Source organism: Thermophagus sp. OGC60D27, assembly GCF_052400625.1.
In the GTDB taxonomy this organism is placed as follows: Bacteria; Bacteroidota; Bacteroidia; order Bacteroidales; family Marinilabiliaceae; genus Thermophagus.
Map to the genome: position 1 here is coordinate 220,458 of NZ_JBQTGH010000008.1, position 21,113 is coordinate 241,570.

Below are 21,113 nucleotides of genomic sequence, written 5' to 3' on the forward strand. Positions count from 1 at the left end.
TTTTAAAATTCCATTACATATCAGTATACCCTTTCCCATCAGAGTCTTTTCTTTCACTTATTATTCCACCCGGGTGTTTCCAGATGCAAGAGAGTTCGGATAAAAAAGTCTCGACGTTTCCGTTCTCCGAACTTACCTCCCAAAGTATGTTTAACACCTGGCAACACGACCAATTCAAACTCCTTATCGGCCTTAATCAAAGCATCTGCCACCTGCATGGTTGAAGCCGGATCCACATTGTCATCCAACTCTCCAACAATCAGCATCAACTCACCTTGTAAAAGATGAGCATTTACCACATTGGATGATTCAGCATAATGAGGGCCAACGGGATATCCCATCCATTGTTCGTTCCACCACATCTTATCCATGCGGTTGTCGTGACAGCCGCAAGATGCCACTGCAGCCTTATAAAAGTGGGGATGAAAAAGAACTGCAGCCATGGCGTTTTGTCCGCCAGCCGATCCACCAAAAATCCCCACTCTTGTCGTATCCATAAAGGAGTATTTTTCTGCCGCTGCTTTAATCCACCTTATTCGATCGGGAAAACCTGCATCTTTCAGATTTTTATAACAAACATCGTGAAATGCCTTACTGCGGTTGGAAGTGCCCATCCCGTCGATCTGAACAACGATAAAGCCCAATTCGGCCAAGCTGCTAAATGGGTAGTGATAAGAAGAAAAACTTTTTTGAACAAAGGATCCCTGTGGCCCCGCATAGATGTATTCGATAATTGGATAAGATTTATTCGGATCAAAGGTTGTTGGACGATAAATGTTTCCCCAAATGTCGGTTTTTCCATCCCGTCCTTTGGCAACAAATGGCTCGGGAGCTATCCATCCGTTCGCTTCAATGAGGGAAATATCCGCCTGTTCCAACAACATCAGGATTCTGCCATCGGAGGTTCTACGCAATACAGATACCGGAGCCTTATCAGGAGTGGAATAGGTGTCAACAAAAAAGCGATAATCGTGAGAAAAATGAGCATTATGTTGCATCTTCTCAGGAGTCAGATCTTTCAGACTCTTACCATCGAAACCAATACTGCAATAATGTTCATAATAAGGATCCTCCTTTTTATTACGCCCCCCGGCCCGCAACAAGATGGTTCGATCTTTTTCATTCACATATTCGACTCCACGCACGACCCATTCGCCCTTCGTAATTTGATTAATAATTTCCCCGGTTTCACCATTAATCAGATAAAGATGGTTCCATCCATCCCTTTCGGAAGCCCAGATGATCTCACCTGTTTTATCCACATCATACCTGTACCGTTTCCCGCTGTAATCAATAAAAGTATCACTTTGCTCATCAATAACAATCTTTGTTTTACCGGTTTGCGCATTTACTCGAACCACCTGAAAAACCTGATGCCCCCTCTGGTTATACTCAAAAGAAAACGATTGGCTATCTGGCGCCCATTGGATATTGGAAAGGCTGAACTGGTTTTCGAAGGGACGAATATCTACTTCAATTTTCTTTTTGCGCACCACATCAAAAAGGGCAGGCCGAAATACAGGCAGCACATCCCCAGGACGGAGATATTCCAATTTGTGTAAATTGGGCAATAGCTGATCAGGAGGTGAAGATTCAACAAAGTGCATATAACGTTTCTCATGCACTCTAACTTTGTTGGTGGTCAGATAATGCGAATCAGGTGACCATACAATGTAGGAAGAATATAGGTCGCCGGCACAACCATCATAGCTAAGTTGATTAATCTCACCGGTTCTTATATTGCGAACAAAAACATTATAATCACGAATAAAGGCTTCTTGCTTTCCGTTGGGTGAAACAACAGGATTATTGGCCAACTCGTCACGCGACTCACCCCAATGCGGCCATTCCTGTTCCTTTTCTTTAGCTGACAATGATTCCAGTCGATAAGCGTCTGCCAAAAAACATTTCCAGATCGTATCTTTTCGTTCAAAAGTAAACGTCGTGAGGTCGGCAGCAAATTTCAGGTTAGGAAGTAAAAGTTGATTGGCCTTTGTTTTCAATTTTAATCTCTCCCGTATGGCATTGGCAAGTCTTTCCGTATCAAACGCGATACGTTTTTCCTGTTTTTGTGCATCAACAATAAAAAACATTGTTGTATCAACAGAAGTACGGGCTTTATACCAAAATAGATGGGTCGTATCAATCCAGTTTAGTTCAAGAATTTCATTTAACACCAAACTTTTGAATTCCGAAACAGAATCGGCTCGCAGATAATCTTCTTTCGTAAATTGAGCACTTAAAGAAAAGCATGCAAAAACGAGGAATATTAAAAAAATTAAACGTTTCATAGTTATGAAAATAAGTTTTGAGTTCCTTGCTCCGTGATGTGAGCACTGTGTCAGGGTTAGGGTTGGGTAGGAAATTTATCAACCTTAATCTCAATCTTAAGACAACAAACGTAACAAAAAGGGGGAGTGTTCATTAAACGGTATCCACTTATTTTTTCTTTATTCTCAAAAGCCTCCTAAGTATATTTCCATTTTCTGTCAAAGGAGTCGAGGCAAGAGACATTGATATAGCCATTCCCGGATATATTCCCTATGCAATTTTTTCCTTATAGGAAAAAAAATAAACCAACTTCAGTCATTCTAGGCCCAAATGTCATTGCCCGACTAATCGCGGCCGGGCTCCACACTGGTGGTATTCCTCTTCCACTCTTCTGTTAACTCTCTAATGCGGAGATACATCATTTTATTCAATGTCAGAACAACCCAAAAGCCATTTCTAACAACATTGTTGTTTGCATCAAATTGATACAAATGACGCTCATGATTAACCGTATTTTTATCTCCAACCCATTACGAAAGCCATTAAATATTTTGATCCATCATTTATTGATACGATGGGGCTCCAATAGAGCCCCATCGAGGTAAAAATGGATTCGATATGTTACTCAAACAACGTTGGGGTGATAAAAACATTACATCAACCCATATTTCGCTGCTTTTAAATATTGATGGTCCAAACGGCTTATGAAAGGCAATCTTTACCACAACAGAAACTTATATCAAGTTATGCCATGCAAGGTCCATTAGACCAACCAATAGTTGCCATACAGAATGCCACGATTCATAGGTAGGATCTACCATTTTTTGTTCCGGTCATTACTCCTTCCCTTTCAACGTTCTAACGCCAAAAATAGGTCCTGCACGATGATTATCTTTTGGATCGAATGTAACGGTAATCGAACCCTTTGAAAGATCAATATCATCAGGAATGTTATATGTATTGGTATAGAATTCTCCCGGACGAGCATTGGAAATATTTTCTGTAGCTACAACCTGATTGTTAACGAGAATATCAAATGTTCGGCTTCCCTGATATCCACCCCAATATTCCACTGCAATCTGAATTGGACGGTTATCATTTACTTTCATTTCACAAGACATCCAGCCGCCCCGATCGGCTTCCCTATATTTTCGACGACGATATTCATGAGCCCAACTTTTTTCACTTTTAAAGTTGTGATCTCTTTCGGGTTGCATTTCACCAGGTTGGAAGAAGTCTATGGTGCGAATTTCCAGCCTTTTTTGAGCTTCCTGCTTGGCTTTATATTCTTCCTGAAATTGAATCCATTTGGCTTCGTTAAAGATGTCGAAATAAACAGAATACCTTCGGTCATTGGTTTTATAAAAGGGTTTAAATACAATATCCTTAGGTCGTCCTACCTCTTTTGTTTTAAACATATTAGGCTCATCTGCGATAGGGGTAGTCCAGGTTTCCGGATTTCGGTCCTCTACCATTAATACCGGTACATAAAGCGGATTGTTAGCATTAGAATCATTAACAGCTCCCAACTGTCCGGCAAGAACCAATGGTCCATACATTAAAGCGACTCTGTCTTTGTTATCCGGCATAGTCTCCAACCTGAGCGAGAAGGGGAAAGAGACTTTGACAATATCTCCTGATTTCCATTGTCGATCTAAAGCAATAAAACTCTGAGGTTCCTTGTCATAGGAAACCTCCTCTCCGTTAACGGTAATGATCATTCCTTTTTCAGCCCAGTAGGGATAACGAATTTGAAGAATCAAGTCGACGGGTTCATCGCACTCAAAAGTAAAAGAGGTATTTTGTTCATCCGGGAAACGGGTATTTTGTGTCAATTTCAGACCTTTCTCTTGCCAATTAAGTTCAGATGCAATAAACTGACTAACAAATAACTCCTTATCATTGAAAAAGTAAATATTCCTAGGGTATTTGGCATGATTTTCCATCCCTGTTCCCACACAACATGTAAAGCCAAAGGGATCCTGATAATGCTTATGTCCCCCCATTTCAAGAGATAGATTGTAAATCACATGACCGGTTTGGGGATGCTGTGATGATAAGATATGATTAAACAATGCCCGTTCATAGAAATCGGCTACTTCGGCATTGGCTTCCCACTTAAACAGATGGTTCGATAGCTTCAGCATATTATAGACATTACAGGTTTCTGTGGTATTGCTGCTGAGTCTGTTATTAAGGGTATCCGGCGCTCCAAAATATTCATGATCACCATTACCTCCGGTTACATATGAATGATGATGAACCACACGATCCCAAAAGAATTTGGCAGTATAATGGTCCAAGGAATCTCCTGTCAACTCGTATCTGCGTGCCAGACCAATCAACTTTGGAATTTGTGTATTGGCATGATGTCCGGGAAGAATGTCCACACCCTGGGAAAGAGGTCCCAGAACGGCATCGTGATGAAATACTCGTGATAAATCAAGATATTTTTCGTTTCCGGTTACGCCATATAATTCAACCAGAGATTCATTAATGCCACCATGTTCACAATGCAGCATTTTTTGCATTTCATCATGGGAAAGATTTTCTACAATGGAGCCCAACCAATCTGCAAATTTCAGTTCTATTTCCAGGGCTTTTTTGTTGCCACACAATTTGTAGGCATCCATCAAACCTGCCATAATTTTATGTTGAGTATAAACAGGAGCCCAAATGCCATTAAGGTCGAATCCGGCCGAACGAATTTCACCTTTTGCAATTTCTTCTTCAAAAATTTTCTTTCCATTCTCGAAAGCACCAATATATCCATCGCCTGTAGCCTGCTGAACAGCATCCAATTCATTCACAATATAAATCACTCTTTTCAGGAACTCATCATTTCCGGTAGTCCTATACATCATCGAACAAGCTGACAAATAATGTCCCAAACTATGGCCGGTCAAAGATTCACCTTCCCATCCGCCGTAATGTTCTGCTTTGGGTTTGAGGCCAGCTTGCTCTCTGAAATGGGCCAAAAAACGATCAGGTTCATAATTCAAAAGAATTTTTTCATTGCGTTTGGCGGCTTCCATGAAAGGTCCGTCGAGCAATTTCACATCATCAAGGTCAAATTGCAATGTCCTGAATGACACCACCTCCGGGCCATTCGTCTTGATGTAATGTTTCTCTTCTTCGGATTGCTGGCAGGCACTCAGCCACACAGCAGCTCCCAAAAAAACAGCTTTGAAGGTATTTGTTGTCTTCTTCATACTTTAATAAATATAGATCATTAGATTAATGGATAAAATCAATTCAATCAATAGGTTTCAGTCAGTAGTGCAATTTTTCTCTCCCATTCCTGAGAACGACATAGACAGCATTAAAAGTACGGTGTAGCCCTACCCCTCCACTACCCGTCTTTTTTAATACAAATTTTCTATTGCCACATGACATGAAGGACAATCCTCCAAATCAAAATCCGGGAAATATGCCCTGAGCAAATCATACAAGGCCGGATCATATTCCTTTAATTCGCGTCGAGTATTCACATGGTTGTGTTTGCCATCGGGCTGGGCTACTTCCGCATTTACATTAAACCAGTTTTGAACTCCTTCTGCCCAGTATTCATATATATTGGTTGCCGCATAGGTATTTTGATATTTTCCTTGATTCCGAGCATCATCCAAAAGTTTCTGAAGAGTTTGATTAAACTCAGGATACAACGGCGCAATGCCTATTAAATGGATGGCATGTGCGAATTCATGAATTAAAATATCTTCGGCATGATACTTATCGATCTGATAACACAACAAATTCTCCTCGGCACAGGTGGTTAAGGGAAGTTCCAGATCTCCTCCCAGCCCTCTTGCTCTTACATCCCAATTTAGAGAAGTGTCATTCACTAAATAAGCGTGTTCAGGAATGTCGGTAGTTCCCTCATATCGCGCCATGATACCAACTCGGGCTTTTACTTTCTGCATTTGGGCCAGCACATCTTCCGGTAAACCATCCGTCATAAATTCTACAATCCGACAGGCCGCGAAAACAGCCGTTTCGGGTACTCGATGAGAACTGACAATATGAATGCCATTGACGTTGACATATTGTTCATAGAAAATGTCAAGCCCCAAGCTGTCGGGTGGTTGAATTATTTGATATACTTCATTCGCAACATTTGTTTTTTCTTGACCAACAGCCAGCCCACTCCAACAGAGCCAAAACCCCAAAATGAAGCAAATTAGTTTATGTGTTCCTATCATATTTCCGCTTTTTAAGTACTATCCTCGTCCGCATGATGAACCCCTAATGCAGCCGAAGTGAGAATTGGTTTTATAAAGGCAATAAATAATTATTTCTTTTTCAGTCTCACCATTAACACCCCATGAGGTGGTATTTCTGCTGAGAGTTGTTCGTCGGTGGTACCAATGTATTTATGCGCCCAACAGTCCCATATCTTGTAATTATTTTTATGCAAATTGACGTCTCTCACAAAATACATGGTGTATCGCTGCCAGTCGTAATCCAACGACCATGCTTGAAGGGAACGGTTAAGGAAACAGACGGCAACTTCTCCATTGGAAAGTGGCTTAGCCCATATTTCATAGTCGCCCATTTTCATAAACCGCCGTGCCTGTTTTCCCAGCTCATCCTGATTAACATCAATCACATCATGGTTGGTAAGTATTTCAAGCGTCGGTTGATCCAAATTCCTTAAATCATTTCCAGCCATTAGTGGGGCTGCCAACATTGCCCACATGGAAAAATGGCTTATATATTCGGTATTGGTCATACCACCATTGCCCACTTCAAGCATATCGGGGTCGTTCCAATGACCGGGTCCTGCAAAAGGATAAAGCTCCGCTTGCCGATCGATAATATCCAACACACCAAGTCCTCCCCAATCAAATTGGCACTGAAAGCAATCGCGAATATCCGCTGTGGTTCGCCACAAATGACCTATGCCCTTTCCCCATTCCCATGGCTTATGTTCTCCCCACTCACAAATCGAAAAAACAATCGGTCTTCCCACCGCTTTCAGAGCGTCACTCATGGTCTTATAAGCCGCTTCTGCACTCTGTCCTTCATTGTAGCACCAGTCGTACTTCAGATAATCGACCCCCCATGCTGCATAAGAACGGGCATCCTGAAACTGGTATCCACGACTCCCGGGGCGTCCCTGACAGGTTTTTGATCCGGCACAAGAATAAATTCCCAATTTCAACCCATGAGAATGAATGTAATCGCCCAAAGCTTTCATCCCTGACGGAAAACGTTCCGGATCGGGTATAATATTCCCAAGACTGTCACGTCCGACCTGCCAGCAGTCATCGATAACGATGTATTCATAACCGGCATCGCGCATCCCAGATGTCACCATAGCATCGGCCATCTCCATAATCATCTTTTCGTCCACATTACAGCCAAACTTATTCCATGAGTTCCACCCCATTGGAGGAGTAATAGCTAAGTCTGCCACGCCTTGATTAAAAGCCGTTTGACCAACAAACAAAAAAAGAATTAACAACGAACAGTTTTTCATAATATTTCAGAATTAGTCAAATAAAAGGAAACCTCATCCAACCATACAAGATGGTCGGATGAGGTTTTCTCTGTTTAAATGCCTTTTAGAACACGAACCGTTCTTTCTTTCTTTTTTAAAGGAATACTATAAATTCCGCGGTCATTTTTTGAATACTTGAGGACCTTATACTCTCCGTTTTCAGAATCACCTGTAAATTTAACCTGCAAGAATGCCTTCGGTGTATATTCATTTCTCGAATCCAAAACGATCTTTATCTCTCCAGATTCAGGATGAAATGAAACCGTTTTGAATTTACCGGCATCAAGAGATAATTCAACCCCGGCAGGAGCAATAAAAACTTTGGAACGGGCGGCAGTTGTCAATTCCATGGTAATCCATTCCGCCTCATTGATAATGTTACCGCCCATAGAAATCCATCCAAATTCATCATGCATAACCAAGAAAGAGGCAGTATTTACAGCATATCCAAAAAAACCGGGGCCATAATCACCAGAAATGCCATCGTTCCGTAAAGTGGATGGAAAGGAGTGAAAAGCACATGGGGCAAATCCGTCTTTTGTAATGTTTGACAAAGCCCCCATAAGACCGCCATACCCTACACGCAGCAAATACAAATTATCTGGCACTTCTTTAAAAGCATGTAATACCGGTATAGCATTCAGCGCTGAACCATAATGATGGATTTGTCGCTCCACGCGGGAAAGTTTACCGCCAAAAAGGAAATCCCAGTAACGGCGAGCACATCCGTTGTATCCCCAGTGGGGGATGGTGGGCATATAAGCGAGTATCGCATTGAGAGTAATGGACGCTTTCTCATCAAATCCAAAATATTTGGACCACATATACACTTCCTCTTGTCCGGTAGAATCCCAAGGCATTTCACTTCCAAAAGGATAGTTGAGGGATGCCCAGTGCTCGGCTCTTTTGCGCATGGTCGATTCCAGTTTTTGGGCAAGTTCGGTCCAACCTTCCCGTTTTAAGTCCTCCAGAACCAAAATAAAAATAGTTCCTTCCATTTGTCCAAATTGAGCATAATATGGAGCTTGCTCAACCATAGCGATTGCTGTATGGAAAGCATTTTCCAGATACCACTCCCAGGCACGTTGAGTCACAAGACCATTGTAATTCCGTGCCAAGCGATACATTACCCAATGTGCCGCCGCCACATGCGGATAATTATAAGAACGACCAACCGTTTCGGCAGCTTCCTTACTCCAAGCTGCCCATGTTTTATAGTTTACCTCGTCACTGTAAGTACCCTCCGGCATGCTATCAGGCTCATAATAAAATAAGCTTTTTCTGACTCCGTATTTATGCTCACCGATACTATACTGAATCCCTCCCCACATCGTTTGGTTCACAAAATCTTCCATTTTGGCGACTTCTTCCGGATCGGGTTGAACCAGCTGCTTCATAATGGCATTAAGCCAACTCCCGGCTCCCCCTTCATCACTCAATCCTGCAATCCAGGCACGACTATCTTGGGTTATCTTTTCTTTTTTCTCATAATCATAACTAATTACAGACGGAGCTCGACCAAAGGGATCATTCTTTTTATCAAACCATTGTTCAGTAAGCAAAAAATGCCCATTATCCGCCACCACCTCTGATTCAGGTTTTATTACCTTATAGTTAATCGTCTGAACGGTTCCATCAGTATATGTTACGGAAAGACGAGCCCGCCCCCAAATAACACCATTCACCGCATATTTGTCCCAACCGTGAGAGGTCGTTCCAACTTTTTTCACGACAAGCGCACCTTCAGGCTCCACATCAATGGAGCGAATTTCCTTTTCATATGTTAAGAATAAGCTTCCCTGGACGTCCTGAGGCAGAACGTACCCTGGAAACCCAATGGCCACCGGCTTGTGGTGCTTAATCAATGTTTCTTCAATATTTTGAACATTATCGGCCAACACAAATTCAACACCTACTGAATAAGTTTCTCCCGGAGCAAGAACCATCGAGGTTGGTCTGTTCCACGGATCCGCTTCTTGCCATTCATTTTCCGCATAAGCCTTACTATGCACCATCCATTCATGAAACCCTTCAAAAGTAATTCCTCGTGGCATGGGATCGTCAAGCAAAGGACGATAAGCTTCAAACGGAGTTTTTTCATGAGGCAGCACCAGGAGAACAGGCCCTTCACCGCTTAACCTGACCGCTTGCAAATAACCGGCATCCATTCCAATATATGGATCAAAAAATACATTTTCGGCATGCACTTCATCCAAGTGCTTCTCGTGAAGAATGTTATTAAATATCATGGGGATGCCTAAAGCACCAACTTCTATTGGTTCACTATTTTTGTTTTTCAACTCAAATCGCAATACCAAATTCCCATTCTTACTCTCCCAGAAACGAGTTATTTCAAGGGCAATGTCCTTCGACAAGGAATTTGACAACTTAGCCGCTGTCAAAACTCCATTTCCCTCATGGTTCAAAGACTCAACAGGACTTCTATGGGCAGCGGAAGAATAACTCACCCATTGAGAGGCTCCCTTCTGTCTTACTTTAAGGTTAATATCTCCCAGCTGATAAAAACCATCACCTTTTCGAACTTCTGCCCACTCACCTGTAGTATAATTAAATTGAGGATCCACAACAGGAGAAAGCGAAACTGCTGTTTGTGATCTTTTATCAACCGACAATTCAAAAACAGGAGTCGATAAGCTTAATATTTCAGATGAAGACAGTGAATCTACTTGTGCGATGGCAGTATGGTTGAATTGTCCAACCCCCCAAAGCATCAATATGCCAACAAACACATCTGTTATTCTGAATTTGTTTCTCTTACAAACCTTTTGGAACATCATATTAAAACCTTTTTAACTCGTTACACTTAATTTATCAATTATCGTATCCACAGTCTGGTGAAATCAACCCTTTAGGGCGCGTTTCGTCCATCAGTTTCAAAACAGCTTCACGTTTTAATGGGAGATCATACAACCTAATATTTGCCAAAAATCCGGAAAAGTTCTCCTGCGGTGAACCAGACCCTCCAATCAAAATTTTACTGTTTTTTACAAATAAGTTTATGGGCTGTTCTTTTACAGGAATTCCATTTACATAAACCACCTCTTTCATTCCGTCAAAGACCAATGCAAAATGATGCCATCGTCCCGATTCCGGAACATTATCAAAAGCTAGATCCACATACCCATCGCCATGAGCAACCGCGCCGTAATGGCCAGTCCCATACATCAAAGCAGCATAAGAACCTTGCAACATATCGTCTCGTGAATTCCACGTAACAACACACTCATTTTGCCCAACTGCAGGATTATTCACCCATAGCGACACAGTAAAAGGGGCATTCCACGATAAACTTTTGGGCGCAATTTTATTCAATTGCAAAACACTTTCACCATCAAATTCTAAAGCTTTAATCCCGCCAACGTTTTTTACTTTTATGGGTCTTGATGATGAAAAATATCCCCCCAAAGCTCCACGATTCTGAATGGAATCGGGCATCCAGCCCTCTCTTATACTTTCGGCATCAATTTGCACAATGCACCCCAAAGGATTTAAATTGCCTGGTCCATCCTTACTCTCAGAATTTTGATATTCTGGAACATCAAAGAGCGCATCATATATTTCCACTTCCCAAATGGCGGCAAACAGACCTGTTTTCTCAACTCCGCTGATCGTTATTTTCACAAAGCGGGCATCTGCCTCATGATCATCAATCATAGGAGATCCTGAACGACGATTTGTCGTTCTATCGGCAAACAATGTCCAGGTAATATTGTCTTTGGAAGTTTCAATTTTATACTGATAATAAAATGTCGGGTATTCAAAACGGGTCATCACCCTTTTTATATGCCTTACTTCACCCAGATCAACGGTCAGAGCTTGTGGCAAAATAACAGACCCCGCCTTCCACAATGTTCCATTATTTCTATCGGTTGCATATTCAGGGCTAAACGAATGATCTATATTCTTTTTTGAGAATCGGGTGGCGCTGGACAACAAATGATAGGAAGAAGATGCCGAAACAGATGCCTTACTTGCCATATTTTCATGAGCAATTTGAATAGGGCCCAAATAACCAACTCCTTCGTTGGAAGGAAGAACCGGCCCTATAGTTGTATCATTTTCAAATAAGAGACGATCGACACAAATCTGACGAAACATACCACCGGTACTATGAGGGTTATTGTGACGATGATACAAAATATAATAGTCACCATTATCTTTGAAGGCCGAATGGTGGCCAGGACTATCAATGATTCCATCTGTTGAGGACTGTAAGATGGGTGAGTTTTCACCATAACTAAATGGTCCCTCCGGGTTGTCACTCACAGAATAATGGACGGCATAAGAACTAAGGCGACAATCACCGGATGAATACATCAGAAAATATTTTCCGTTTCTTTTCAAAACAAATGGAGCTTCAAATGCATCAGGGATCTGTTCCATTGGCACTCCTCCACTTTTCAAAATTGTCGTCATATCCATAGGATCGATCTGTGCCCATCCCATACCACCAAACAAATGACACCATGTCCCAAACCAACAATACACAGCACCATCGTCGTCCATCAAATATTGGGCATCCAAAGCCGGCAAATTTTTAAGTCCGGTACCGACTTCGATCACTGCTTTCCCATTGTTAACAGTCTGCCAAGGCCCAACGGGCGAATCGGAAACATATCCATAAATATTACACCCAAACTGGCAATTTCCCCAAAATAGATAATACCTGCCATCTGCTCCTTCCACGACGTCAGGAGCCCAAACATTTGTCAGCCCGGCCGGGACATTAACATCCATTTCATAGTTAAACCAATTCACAAAATCTTTGCTAATCCAAACCTGAGGTTCCCCCGATGCCAATTTTATTCCATCTGTAGTTGAATATAAATAAAAAACATCGCCAAATTTCTTAATCGTTGGATCGGCAAAGTAGCCAGGAACAAGAGGATTGCCAGTTTTAACCAACTGTTTTTCCGATTGAGCCTCAATTATAGATATGAGCGCACCATACAAAAACAATATTAGAAAAATCAGTGTCTTTTTGGCCATACTAAAAAATTATTTCATCAGTATAAAATTTGTTTAATCCATTGGTCTGATGGAACTCACATAACAAAGGGTTTTATACATATAATTTTGTGATCATCTAAATTGATCATGCTCGTTACATCCGATAATAAATTAACAGGCACTTCATTAATTTGAGGTTTTCCCCGTTTATGACAAGAACCACCTGTCAGTAATCACTTCTTTATTGAATTTTCTGCCGGCACCCACCCCATCATCCAGTTAATTAATCATAACCTCAAACACAAAAGTTATCAGATATTGCTTTTCATTTTTTGTATAAACGAATCCTTCCCTAATAGTGAACTTATCTCCGGCTTTACATTTCCCGGGATATTGTCCGATAAAGAACTCAAAGCCGGAAGGAGAAAACTCGACAAATAATTTACTATCATTCTGACTTCCCCAACCAATTACATGTCCTTGACTATCGAACCAAAATCCATAACCATTGGCTGTTGTAGAAAATTTAAGTGATCCGTCAGGTTCTACTGCAGCAAATGCAATTTTTCCTTCCTCAGGTTTATCTCCTGCATTCTTCAAATAATTTGCTATATCGAACGGCTGTATTACCAATGACCGTGCAACTTGGTTGATATCCTCATTATCATAAAGGTTAACGGTAGTACCTGAATAGGCCGAAGCATCCGCGTCAAAGGAAATATTATAAGTTAAAGTGAGATCTTCCGGAGATCCATCAGGATCAACATAGATATTCCCCAAGAGATTGGTATTAGTGAACTTTATCTTGTATGGCCACTGGTCATCATTACTTTCTTTTTCATCCCAAGGATGAGCCTCATACGCGGAAGGGGCTCCCAAAACAACAAACCATAATCTTTCACATCCTTCAGGAACAGTAAAGTCTACCACTGCGTATGGATCTCTATTCATTTCACCATATATTCGCTGTCCATTTTCTAACAATGCAACATATCCATATCTCCAACCTGCCTTATCTACTGAGGCATCATTGTTATAATTTGTAGTAACATAAACTTCCCCTTCATCCGAATATTCACCCGGATCATTCTCAACAAGGGGTGATCCTGGCGACAAGCCAGTAAATGTAGTTGTAATAACAGTTCCTGGTGCGGGAACATTAAGGGGTATCACATTGTACCCTGTAGAGCCGGGACAATGACTATATGCAACCTGATAGCTTTCGTCATCAAGCTGATACAACTTATAGGCGTGCTTTCCAATATAATTACTTCCATACGAGCGGATGGCATCAATATCCCAGGTAACAAATCGGGTAGCGGCATCATACAGTTCGTCATTCAATTCATCAACTGTTAGCTGATTTATGCGCATGTAGGTCATTATTGGATCTTCCGGGCGAACTGCCTCTTTCCAAAGTTTGCCAATAACATCCACCCCATACTTATCCGCCCAGTAATAGTGGATCCAATAACTTGCATAACGCTGCCATTCATGACATATATGTCTGTGATAATTTTCAGTGTAAACACCGAAGTTATAAGATTCGAACGCTTCGTCAGGATATGATTGATAAGCCTGCCATTGCGCGCACTGTTCCCAGAAAGTATTTCCTCCGTTTCCTCCAAAGCCATAACGAAACCCTCGTGAATAATTATTTTCTATTTCTCCTGCCCCTAATAAGTCGGCATAAACCTGATACTGAAAGCTATGACCTATTTCATGCGCAATGGTTGATCCAACAGGGTTACAGGTATTTGGGCTTAACCACAAAGCACCAATAACATCATCGTATCCGGCACCCGTTGCATTCCATTCTTCCTGATAAAAAAGGAATATTAACAGTTTGTATTCATCAAGATGGGATTTTCCACCCCCAACTTCAGCAAACTTTAACACATTAACATTCAAGTCAAAAAACTCTTCAGCCTTCTCCAATAAATCATCAATATCAACCCGATAGTTTTCGGGAACTTCAGATGAGTTAGGATCTTTATCACCATACCCTTTCCCCCAGAACACGATAAAGTTTTCAGACTCTCTACTTCTCTGATAACACCAGGTACTGTTTGGGTCGTTAAAATCATCATTCCTTAGTTCCTGAGGGATGTACACCGCTTTACCTCCTTGCACTGAGTCTTTGTCTTCAAGGATGGCCTCCCCATTATCCTTGTTGACCAGTTCATTTTTATCGCCACTACACCCTACTGTTGCCACAAAAGACATTACCAAAAAAATAGGAAGATATTCTATAAGCAAACGATAGATTATTTTTTTCATAGCGGGTAAAAAAACTTGACAAAGATGAAAACATTCAAAGATTCATATATTGTGATCATCGCAGTGGGCTACTGCGATGATCACCTATGAAAAATGTCTTAAATTTCATTAAAAGAGAAACTGCTTCTCTTAAATGAAACAATGAAGGTCTATTCTAAGGTGGCTGTAATGATGAACCGGATGAATTTCATTTCATCTGTTGTATCTCTAAAGCCAAACCTAATTTTGAAGGTTTCACCTGCCGCTAACTCCGGAGCTCTTCCAATGTTCAAGATGCCGTCCTCTGTGTTGACTTCAGCGTACAATGAAAAGCCCTCTTCACCCCAGGCACAAACCTCTCCGTCAGCATTCAGCCAATACCCAGGAGGGTTGGCAGTATAATTGCTTGTGAAATCCCATTCACCGGTCTCGTTGTCGATAACATACAATCGAATGGTTCCCCCTTCATTGCTGTCAAGATTGGCCAAAAATTCATCCACCGTGAGTCCTAAATTATATTGTATCACATCGGCATAATCATATAAATTAACAGGCCCTGAAGCATAATCTCCTTCCGGAATATTAACATTTGTAATGATAAGCGAAGGATCGGTGGTCGCCACATTAAATGCAAACCGTACATAATTGTCATAGTCGGCACCGTTCAATGCAAACCCCACGTTAAAGCTGAATGAATGACCGGCTTCAGCATTTTCATTGACATTCACCATCAATTGCTTTGATTCCTTGTTAAATTCCAAACTTGCAACAAAATCTTCACTTTCGGCTGTAATACCCCCGGCGGAATTATAATACCATCCGTTAGAACCTTTTGTTGGTTCAGATTTATCCCATTGTCCTTTGGCAACATTAATATTATAAAATACGATGCTACCATTGCTCAAACCATTAATAACTTCATCAACAGTCATCCCTATTTGTGCCTGAAATTTTTCAGAATAATCCGCCAGATTAACGATCTGCGGTTCAAACCTGCCAACTTCAAACTCCACGTCAAGGGTAATAGTGGCTTCAACATCCACTTTCAGATAAGGGTTCTCATCTTCTCCATAGACATGCTTTCCTGTTGCATCTTCAATGCTGTCTTCACAGGAAAAAAACGAGAAGACTAAACAACCAATTAAAACTTTTAAAATATATTTTTTCATGCTAAGCTCTTTTTATTAAAAACAAAACTGACCGTTCAGTAAAATCAATAACCCGGATTCTGCACTAGATTAGGATTCCCGTCCATAAATGCTTTTGGAAGGGGAAAAATGTCACAATGATTATCCATTGGGTCGGTCTTAGCTTCTTTACAAAACCAGGATTTACCATTATAAACATTCTGATTGGTTCCATTAATCCTAAAGCGAATTAAATCCTGACGACGATGATGTTCTGCAACAAATTCCCAAGCCAACTCATCTAATAATCCACCCAGTTCAATGTCTTCTCCCCCCTCATGGGTTGTCACCCAAATATCCTCTTCTCCCATTTTTCCTTGGTTCTCACGATATCCATACTGATAAACGCTACCCCCCTTCAGTTGCTCAACAGTGCGCACGGCTTTAGAAGGGTTGTTTTTAAATGCCCGCTGACGAACCTGAGTTACCAGATTGGCTGCATCCTGCTCTGTTTCACCTTTGTAGCCACCCAAACGAAGCAAGCACTCAGCTTTAATCATAAATGCATCAGCCAGGCGAAAGAAAGGAACATCATCATAGCTGGTTCCAAAATCTCCGGACAAAATTTCGTATTTAATAAGCCGAGCCCCTTCAAAAGGATAACATCCGGGATTATCAATACTATGCAGCTCTTTTGTATAGACTAAAGGCTCTCCGTCAACTGTAATAGGATTTCCACTTTGTTCATACTGTTGTCCGATGGTCCAACAGGCTTCAAATCTGCCATCATCTTCATCATAAGTATCAAGGAATTGAGGTAATACGGTACTACCTCCTGTTGCCCAACCATTGAAATTCCAGACAGCCCTTCCTGCGGTATGTATCCATTTATTGGCATAATAGTTCCCTCCGGCGTATTTCTCTTCAAAAGGAATCCCGAAGATGATTTCCGGGCAGGTGGATATATCCTCCTTAAAATTGTCGGAATAATTAGCCGCTAATGAAAATTTTCCACTACTTATTATTTCATTGATCTCGTCAATGGCCTTTCCATAATATGAATTATCCGAATGGTCATTAAACCAGGCATTATGATTCAAGTACATTTTAGCCAGTATCATATTAACGGTATAATCGTTAATTTGTCCCATGCCATTATTTTCACCACACTTACCTTTTATGTCATTCAATTCACTGATAATAAAATCCCATGTATCCTGAGGATCTGCTTGTTTGGGCAGCCATCCATCCGGATGATAATAGGTCGTATCCAAGGGGATATTACGGAATAAATCGAACAGAATATAATAATAGAGAGCTCGGTAACCCCTTAATTGGGCAACAGCAGCCCCAGAAGATTGAACGGCATCATCAGCCAGTAACTTATTACATGAATTAATACCGGCATAGGCATAGTTCCACTCTGTCCAGTAATGTCCAATTTGAGGGTGAAATTCATGTTTATGCATGGATACATAAAGATCGCCCCATCCAATGCCTATCCGATAGGGCGTACACCATAGATCGGAAGATTCTGCCTGAATATCGCAATAGCCATTCCATCCCCAATAAACGCTACGCAAATTGCTGTACACCGGTGCAAACATACTTGCTGCATCTTTTTCGGAGAATTCATACTTTTCGGCAGCAATAGTATCATAAATGGTCTCTTCCAGATCAGTGCAACGGCTGAATAAAAGAGCTTGTAGTCCTAAAACTATCAACCACACAAATTTATTTATAGTCATTTTCATAAGTACAAATTTTAAAGTTTAGAATGTGATATTTACCCCAAACGTAAAGGAACGAATAACAGGATATTTATCTCTCCAATCGATCCCCATTGACCGAACATTATTATTAGAAAGTTCAGGATCCAAACCGTCATACCCAGTAATACAGATCAGGTTATCTCCAGAAACATAAGCACGTATTTTTTTAACCATACTGTTTTGTTGCAATGGGACTGTATATCCTAAGGTTAAATTTGTGAGTTTAACAAAATCACCATCTTCGAGATAATAACTAACGATAGTCTGTTTCTGTGAAGATGACAAAGTATATTCTCCTCCATAAGGTGGATTTTGAACCGAACTCAAACGATTGTAAGCAATGGAATTATTTTCATAAAATGCACGAGGCTCATTTAAAATCTTAAATCCCAGCTGGCTGGTCATCTGAAAACTTAAATCAAAGTTTTTATAACGGAAAGAATTGCTCCAACCTAAATTTATATCAGGAATCCCGTTCCCCAGATACTGACGATAATCATCATTGTTCAGCATATTATCGGTAAACTCCTCTGCCTCGCCTGTTGCTGGATTTTCTATCAGCCAAAGTCCATTTTCGGAAACACCAACAGACTTCAATCCAAAAAAGTTACCAAGCTCCTCGCCCACCTCAAGACGTTGAGTTGGGATGGAGATCGGTTCACCCAACCAGGCATCATCCTGCTCATTGGCAGTTTCATACAAATCATTTGACAGGCTCAACAATTTATTGGCATTGTGAGAAGCCGTCAAGGTGGTATTCCATTCAAAATTTGCTGACTTCACAGGAACCGCATTAATAGCTATTTCGATTCCTCGGTTTCGCATTTCACCAACATTAGCCAATGTTTGGGAATACAAATTGGGAGGCGTAGGCACATCAAACCACCACAACATGTCTGATGTTTCTTTATTGTAGACATCAATGGCCCCACCCAGTCGATCATCCAACACACTAAAATCCAAGCCAATATTAATTTCTTTAGATTTTTCCCATTTCAAATCGGGGTTTGGATTGGAGGATACTTCTAACCCTGGTTTCCACTCTCCATCTTCATAATAATAGGAACTTCCAAGAGAATACCGAGTCAAAGAAAGGTAGGATGAATTGGGAATAACCCCGGTAACACCATAACCAGCACGTAATTTCAGATTCTCCAGCCAGCTTATATTACTCATGAAGTTTTCATTGCTGATGGTCCAACCTAATGACGCTGAAGGGAAATCACCCCACTTATGGTTCTCTCCAAACTTGGATGATCCTTCCCGACGAATACTAAGTAATGCATTATATTTGTTGGCATAACCATAACTTATCCGACCAAAAAAACCAATTAGCTTATTATCATTCTTATAGCTTCCCATTCCTGCTTTTCCTTCTTTCAAAGCTCCACCTACCGATAAGTTATTATATAGGAAAAAGTCAGTTTGGAAATCATAATTATTGGCATTAAAACCCTGATTAATTTCATATTGGTAACTATACCCAATCAATGCATTCAATCGATGATTGTTGATAGTTTTATTGTATTTGGATGTTAACTCAAGGTTGTCTGTTTTACTGTCAGATTGAGAATGATAAGCATACCCTGTATGGTTATCCATTTTTTGACTATAATAATTGGAAGTATAATATCCTTTATCGTGTGAATTAGACCGACGTGTCGCAAGCATTAAATTTGTTTCCCAATCATCAATTGGTTTAAATGTAATGTTCCCCGTTACTCTAGTCCATTCAGACTCATAGGTTCCTTGCCGTTCTTTGATCATTCCAACCGGATTATAATAATAATTCACTTGGAAATTTTCGTAATAAGTACCGTCTTCATTCCAAATAGGCTCGGTAGGATTATGAATAATGGCTTGCCGGTAAATATTTGAAGCGCCATTATCACCGGCATTGGTAGCACTATTTTCATGGATACCTTTCACTAAATTCAGATTCACTTTCAACATATCATTCAGCATCCAATGAGAAATGTCAAAACTCATTTTCATCTCTTCATTATAAGTATCGATAATTACCCCCTCTTCCTTTCGGTAATTAAAGTTTCCTGAATAAGTTGTTTTTTCTGTACCACCTGAAATAAAGAAATCATGATTGTGAGTAAAGGCATTTTGGCTAATGGCCTCTAGCCAATCGGTATCGTACCCTTTATCCGTAAAATCGGTTAATCCCTGACGTATCTCATTTGTTCCCATAAAGTCGAGTGTTTTGCCAAATTGGGATACCGACATGTAACCGGAATATCCGGAACGAGTACCTGTATCACGCTTTCCAGATTTAGTGGTAATAAGAATTACCCCATTTGCTCCACGGGTACCATAAATGGCCGCTGCTGATGCATCCTTCAAAACATCAATAGAAGCAATATTTTCAGGAGGGACAGTCCCCAAACCTCCTTCAACCCCATCAATTAAAATCAGAGGATTGGAACTTCCTTCCAATGAAATAACCCCTCTCAACCGAATCGTTGATTGAGCATTTGGATCCCCGGTTCCTTTAGAAATGGTTAAACCTGCGATTTTCCCTTTCACCAATTCAGCAGCATCCTGAATTTTTCCTTGGATAAAATCTTCAGATTTCACGCTCGCAACAGCACTAGTCACATCTCCTTTACGCTGAGTCCCGTAACCGATCACGACAACCTCATCCAACCCAACCACATCAGGCTCCAACGATACATCCAACAGTATTTGCGTTCCAACAACAACCTCCAAGGTTTTCATTCCAACAAAAGAATAAACCAACACGACCTCATCAGATGATACCTCAATAGAATAATTTCCATCCATATCGGTAATTGTACCAAAGGTGGATCCTTTTACCTGAATAGTAGCACCGGGAATGGGATCTCCATTTTCATCTGTTACTATCCCTGTAACAGTTTTCTCATTCTGCTGAAAGATGAAATTTGTTTCTGTAGCGCCTCTAACACTTCCTTCTCCATTTCCATCAGGTAAATTCCTATCCGGATAGTTGTCTGCAAAAATGTGAACAGATCCTGCCACTAAAAGCAACAGAGAAATCTTCACAATTTTTAAGGATCGAATCACAACATAAGACCTCTGTCCAATGCTATAACATTCTTTTTTTCTTTTCATAGACAAAAATTTTTTATTTAAACTTTGTGCAGGCTTGTAAACAGACCCTTATTTTTTTCTCCCTCCAAAGGTGTGCTTTCTAATAGAATTGAGCTTTCAGGAATGTGT

The 21,113-nt window shown here is 40.8% G+C and carries 10 protein-coding genes; all 10 read right to left on the bottom strand.

Annotation, left to right across the window (positions count from 1 at the left end; translation table 11 throughout):
* Window positions 1–53 precede the first annotated feature (53 nt).
* Window positions 54–2,291 carry a DPP IV N-terminal domain-containing protein gene (locus ACT29H_RS11680; RefSeq protein WP_444821810.1) on the bottom strand — a complete coding sequence of 746 codons (2,238 nt, stop codon included), beginning with the start codon at window positions 2,289–2,291 and terminating at the stop codon, window positions 54–56.
* Window positions 2,292–3,107: 816 nt separating this feature from the next.
* On the bottom strand, window positions 3,108–5,483 hold the full coding sequence (locus tag ACT29H_RS11685) for a beta-L-arabinofuranosidase domain-containing protein (protein WP_444821811.1): 2,376 nt from the start codon (window positions 5,481–5,483) through the stop codon (window positions 3,108–3,110).
* A gap of 153 nt (window positions 5,484–5,636) precedes the next feature.
* Window positions 5,637–6,473 (bottom strand): hypothetical protein, encoded by an 837-nt coding sequence (locus ACT29H_RS11690; protein WP_444821812.1) that lies wholly within the window; start codon window positions 6,471–6,473, stop codon window positions 5,637–5,639.
* A gap of 89 nt (window positions 6,474–6,562) precedes the next feature.
* A complete protein-coding gene (locus ACT29H_RS11695; RefSeq protein ID WP_444821813.1) occupies window positions 6,563–7,753 on the bottom strand; it encodes a glycoside hydrolase family 27 protein in 1,191 nt (396 codons plus the stop codon).
* Between the two features lie 74 nt (window positions 7,754–7,827).
* The gene (locus ACT29H_RS11700; RefSeq protein ID WP_444821814.1) at window positions 7,828–10,572 is read right to left on the bottom strand and encodes a DUF5695 domain-containing protein; all 2,745 of its coding nucleotides are present in this window, start codon (window positions 10,570–10,572) and stop codon (window positions 7,828–7,830) included.
* Window positions 10,573–10,606: 34 nt separating this feature from the next.
* Complete coding sequence (locus ACT29H_RS11705; protein ID WP_444821815.1) at window positions 10,607–12,784, bottom strand: family 43 glycosylhydrolase; 2,178 nt, start codon at window positions 12,782–12,784, stop codon at window positions 10,607–10,609.
* A gap of 240 nt (window positions 12,785–13,024) precedes the next feature.
* Window positions 13,025–15,025, bottom strand: coding sequence for a DUF4859 domain-containing protein (locus ACT29H_RS11710; protein ID WP_444821816.1), 2,001 nt, complete (start codon window positions 15,023–15,025; stop codon window positions 13,025–13,027).
* Window positions 15,026–15,174: 149 nt separating this feature from the next.
* Window positions 15,175–16,173 (bottom strand): DUF4859 domain-containing protein, encoded by a 999-nt coding sequence (locus ACT29H_RS11715; RefSeq protein WP_444821817.1) that lies wholly within the window; start codon window positions 16,171–16,173, stop codon window positions 15,175–15,177.
* 44 nt (window positions 16,174–16,217) lie between these two features.
* Window positions 16,218–17,885, bottom strand: a complete 1,668-nt coding sequence (locus ACT29H_RS11720; RefSeq protein WP_444821818.1) for a RagB/SusD family nutrient uptake outer membrane protein — start codon at window positions 17,883–17,885, stop codon at window positions 16,218–16,220.
* An 18-nt stretch (window positions 17,886–17,903) separates the two neighbouring features.
* Window positions 17,904–21,005 carry a SusC/RagA family TonB-linked outer membrane protein gene (locus ACT29H_RS11725; protein WP_444821819.1) on the bottom strand — a complete coding sequence of 1,034 codons (3,102 nt, stop codon included), beginning with the start codon at window positions 21,003–21,005 and terminating at the stop codon, window positions 17,904–17,906.
* Window positions 21,006–21,113: the final 108 nt, after the last annotated feature.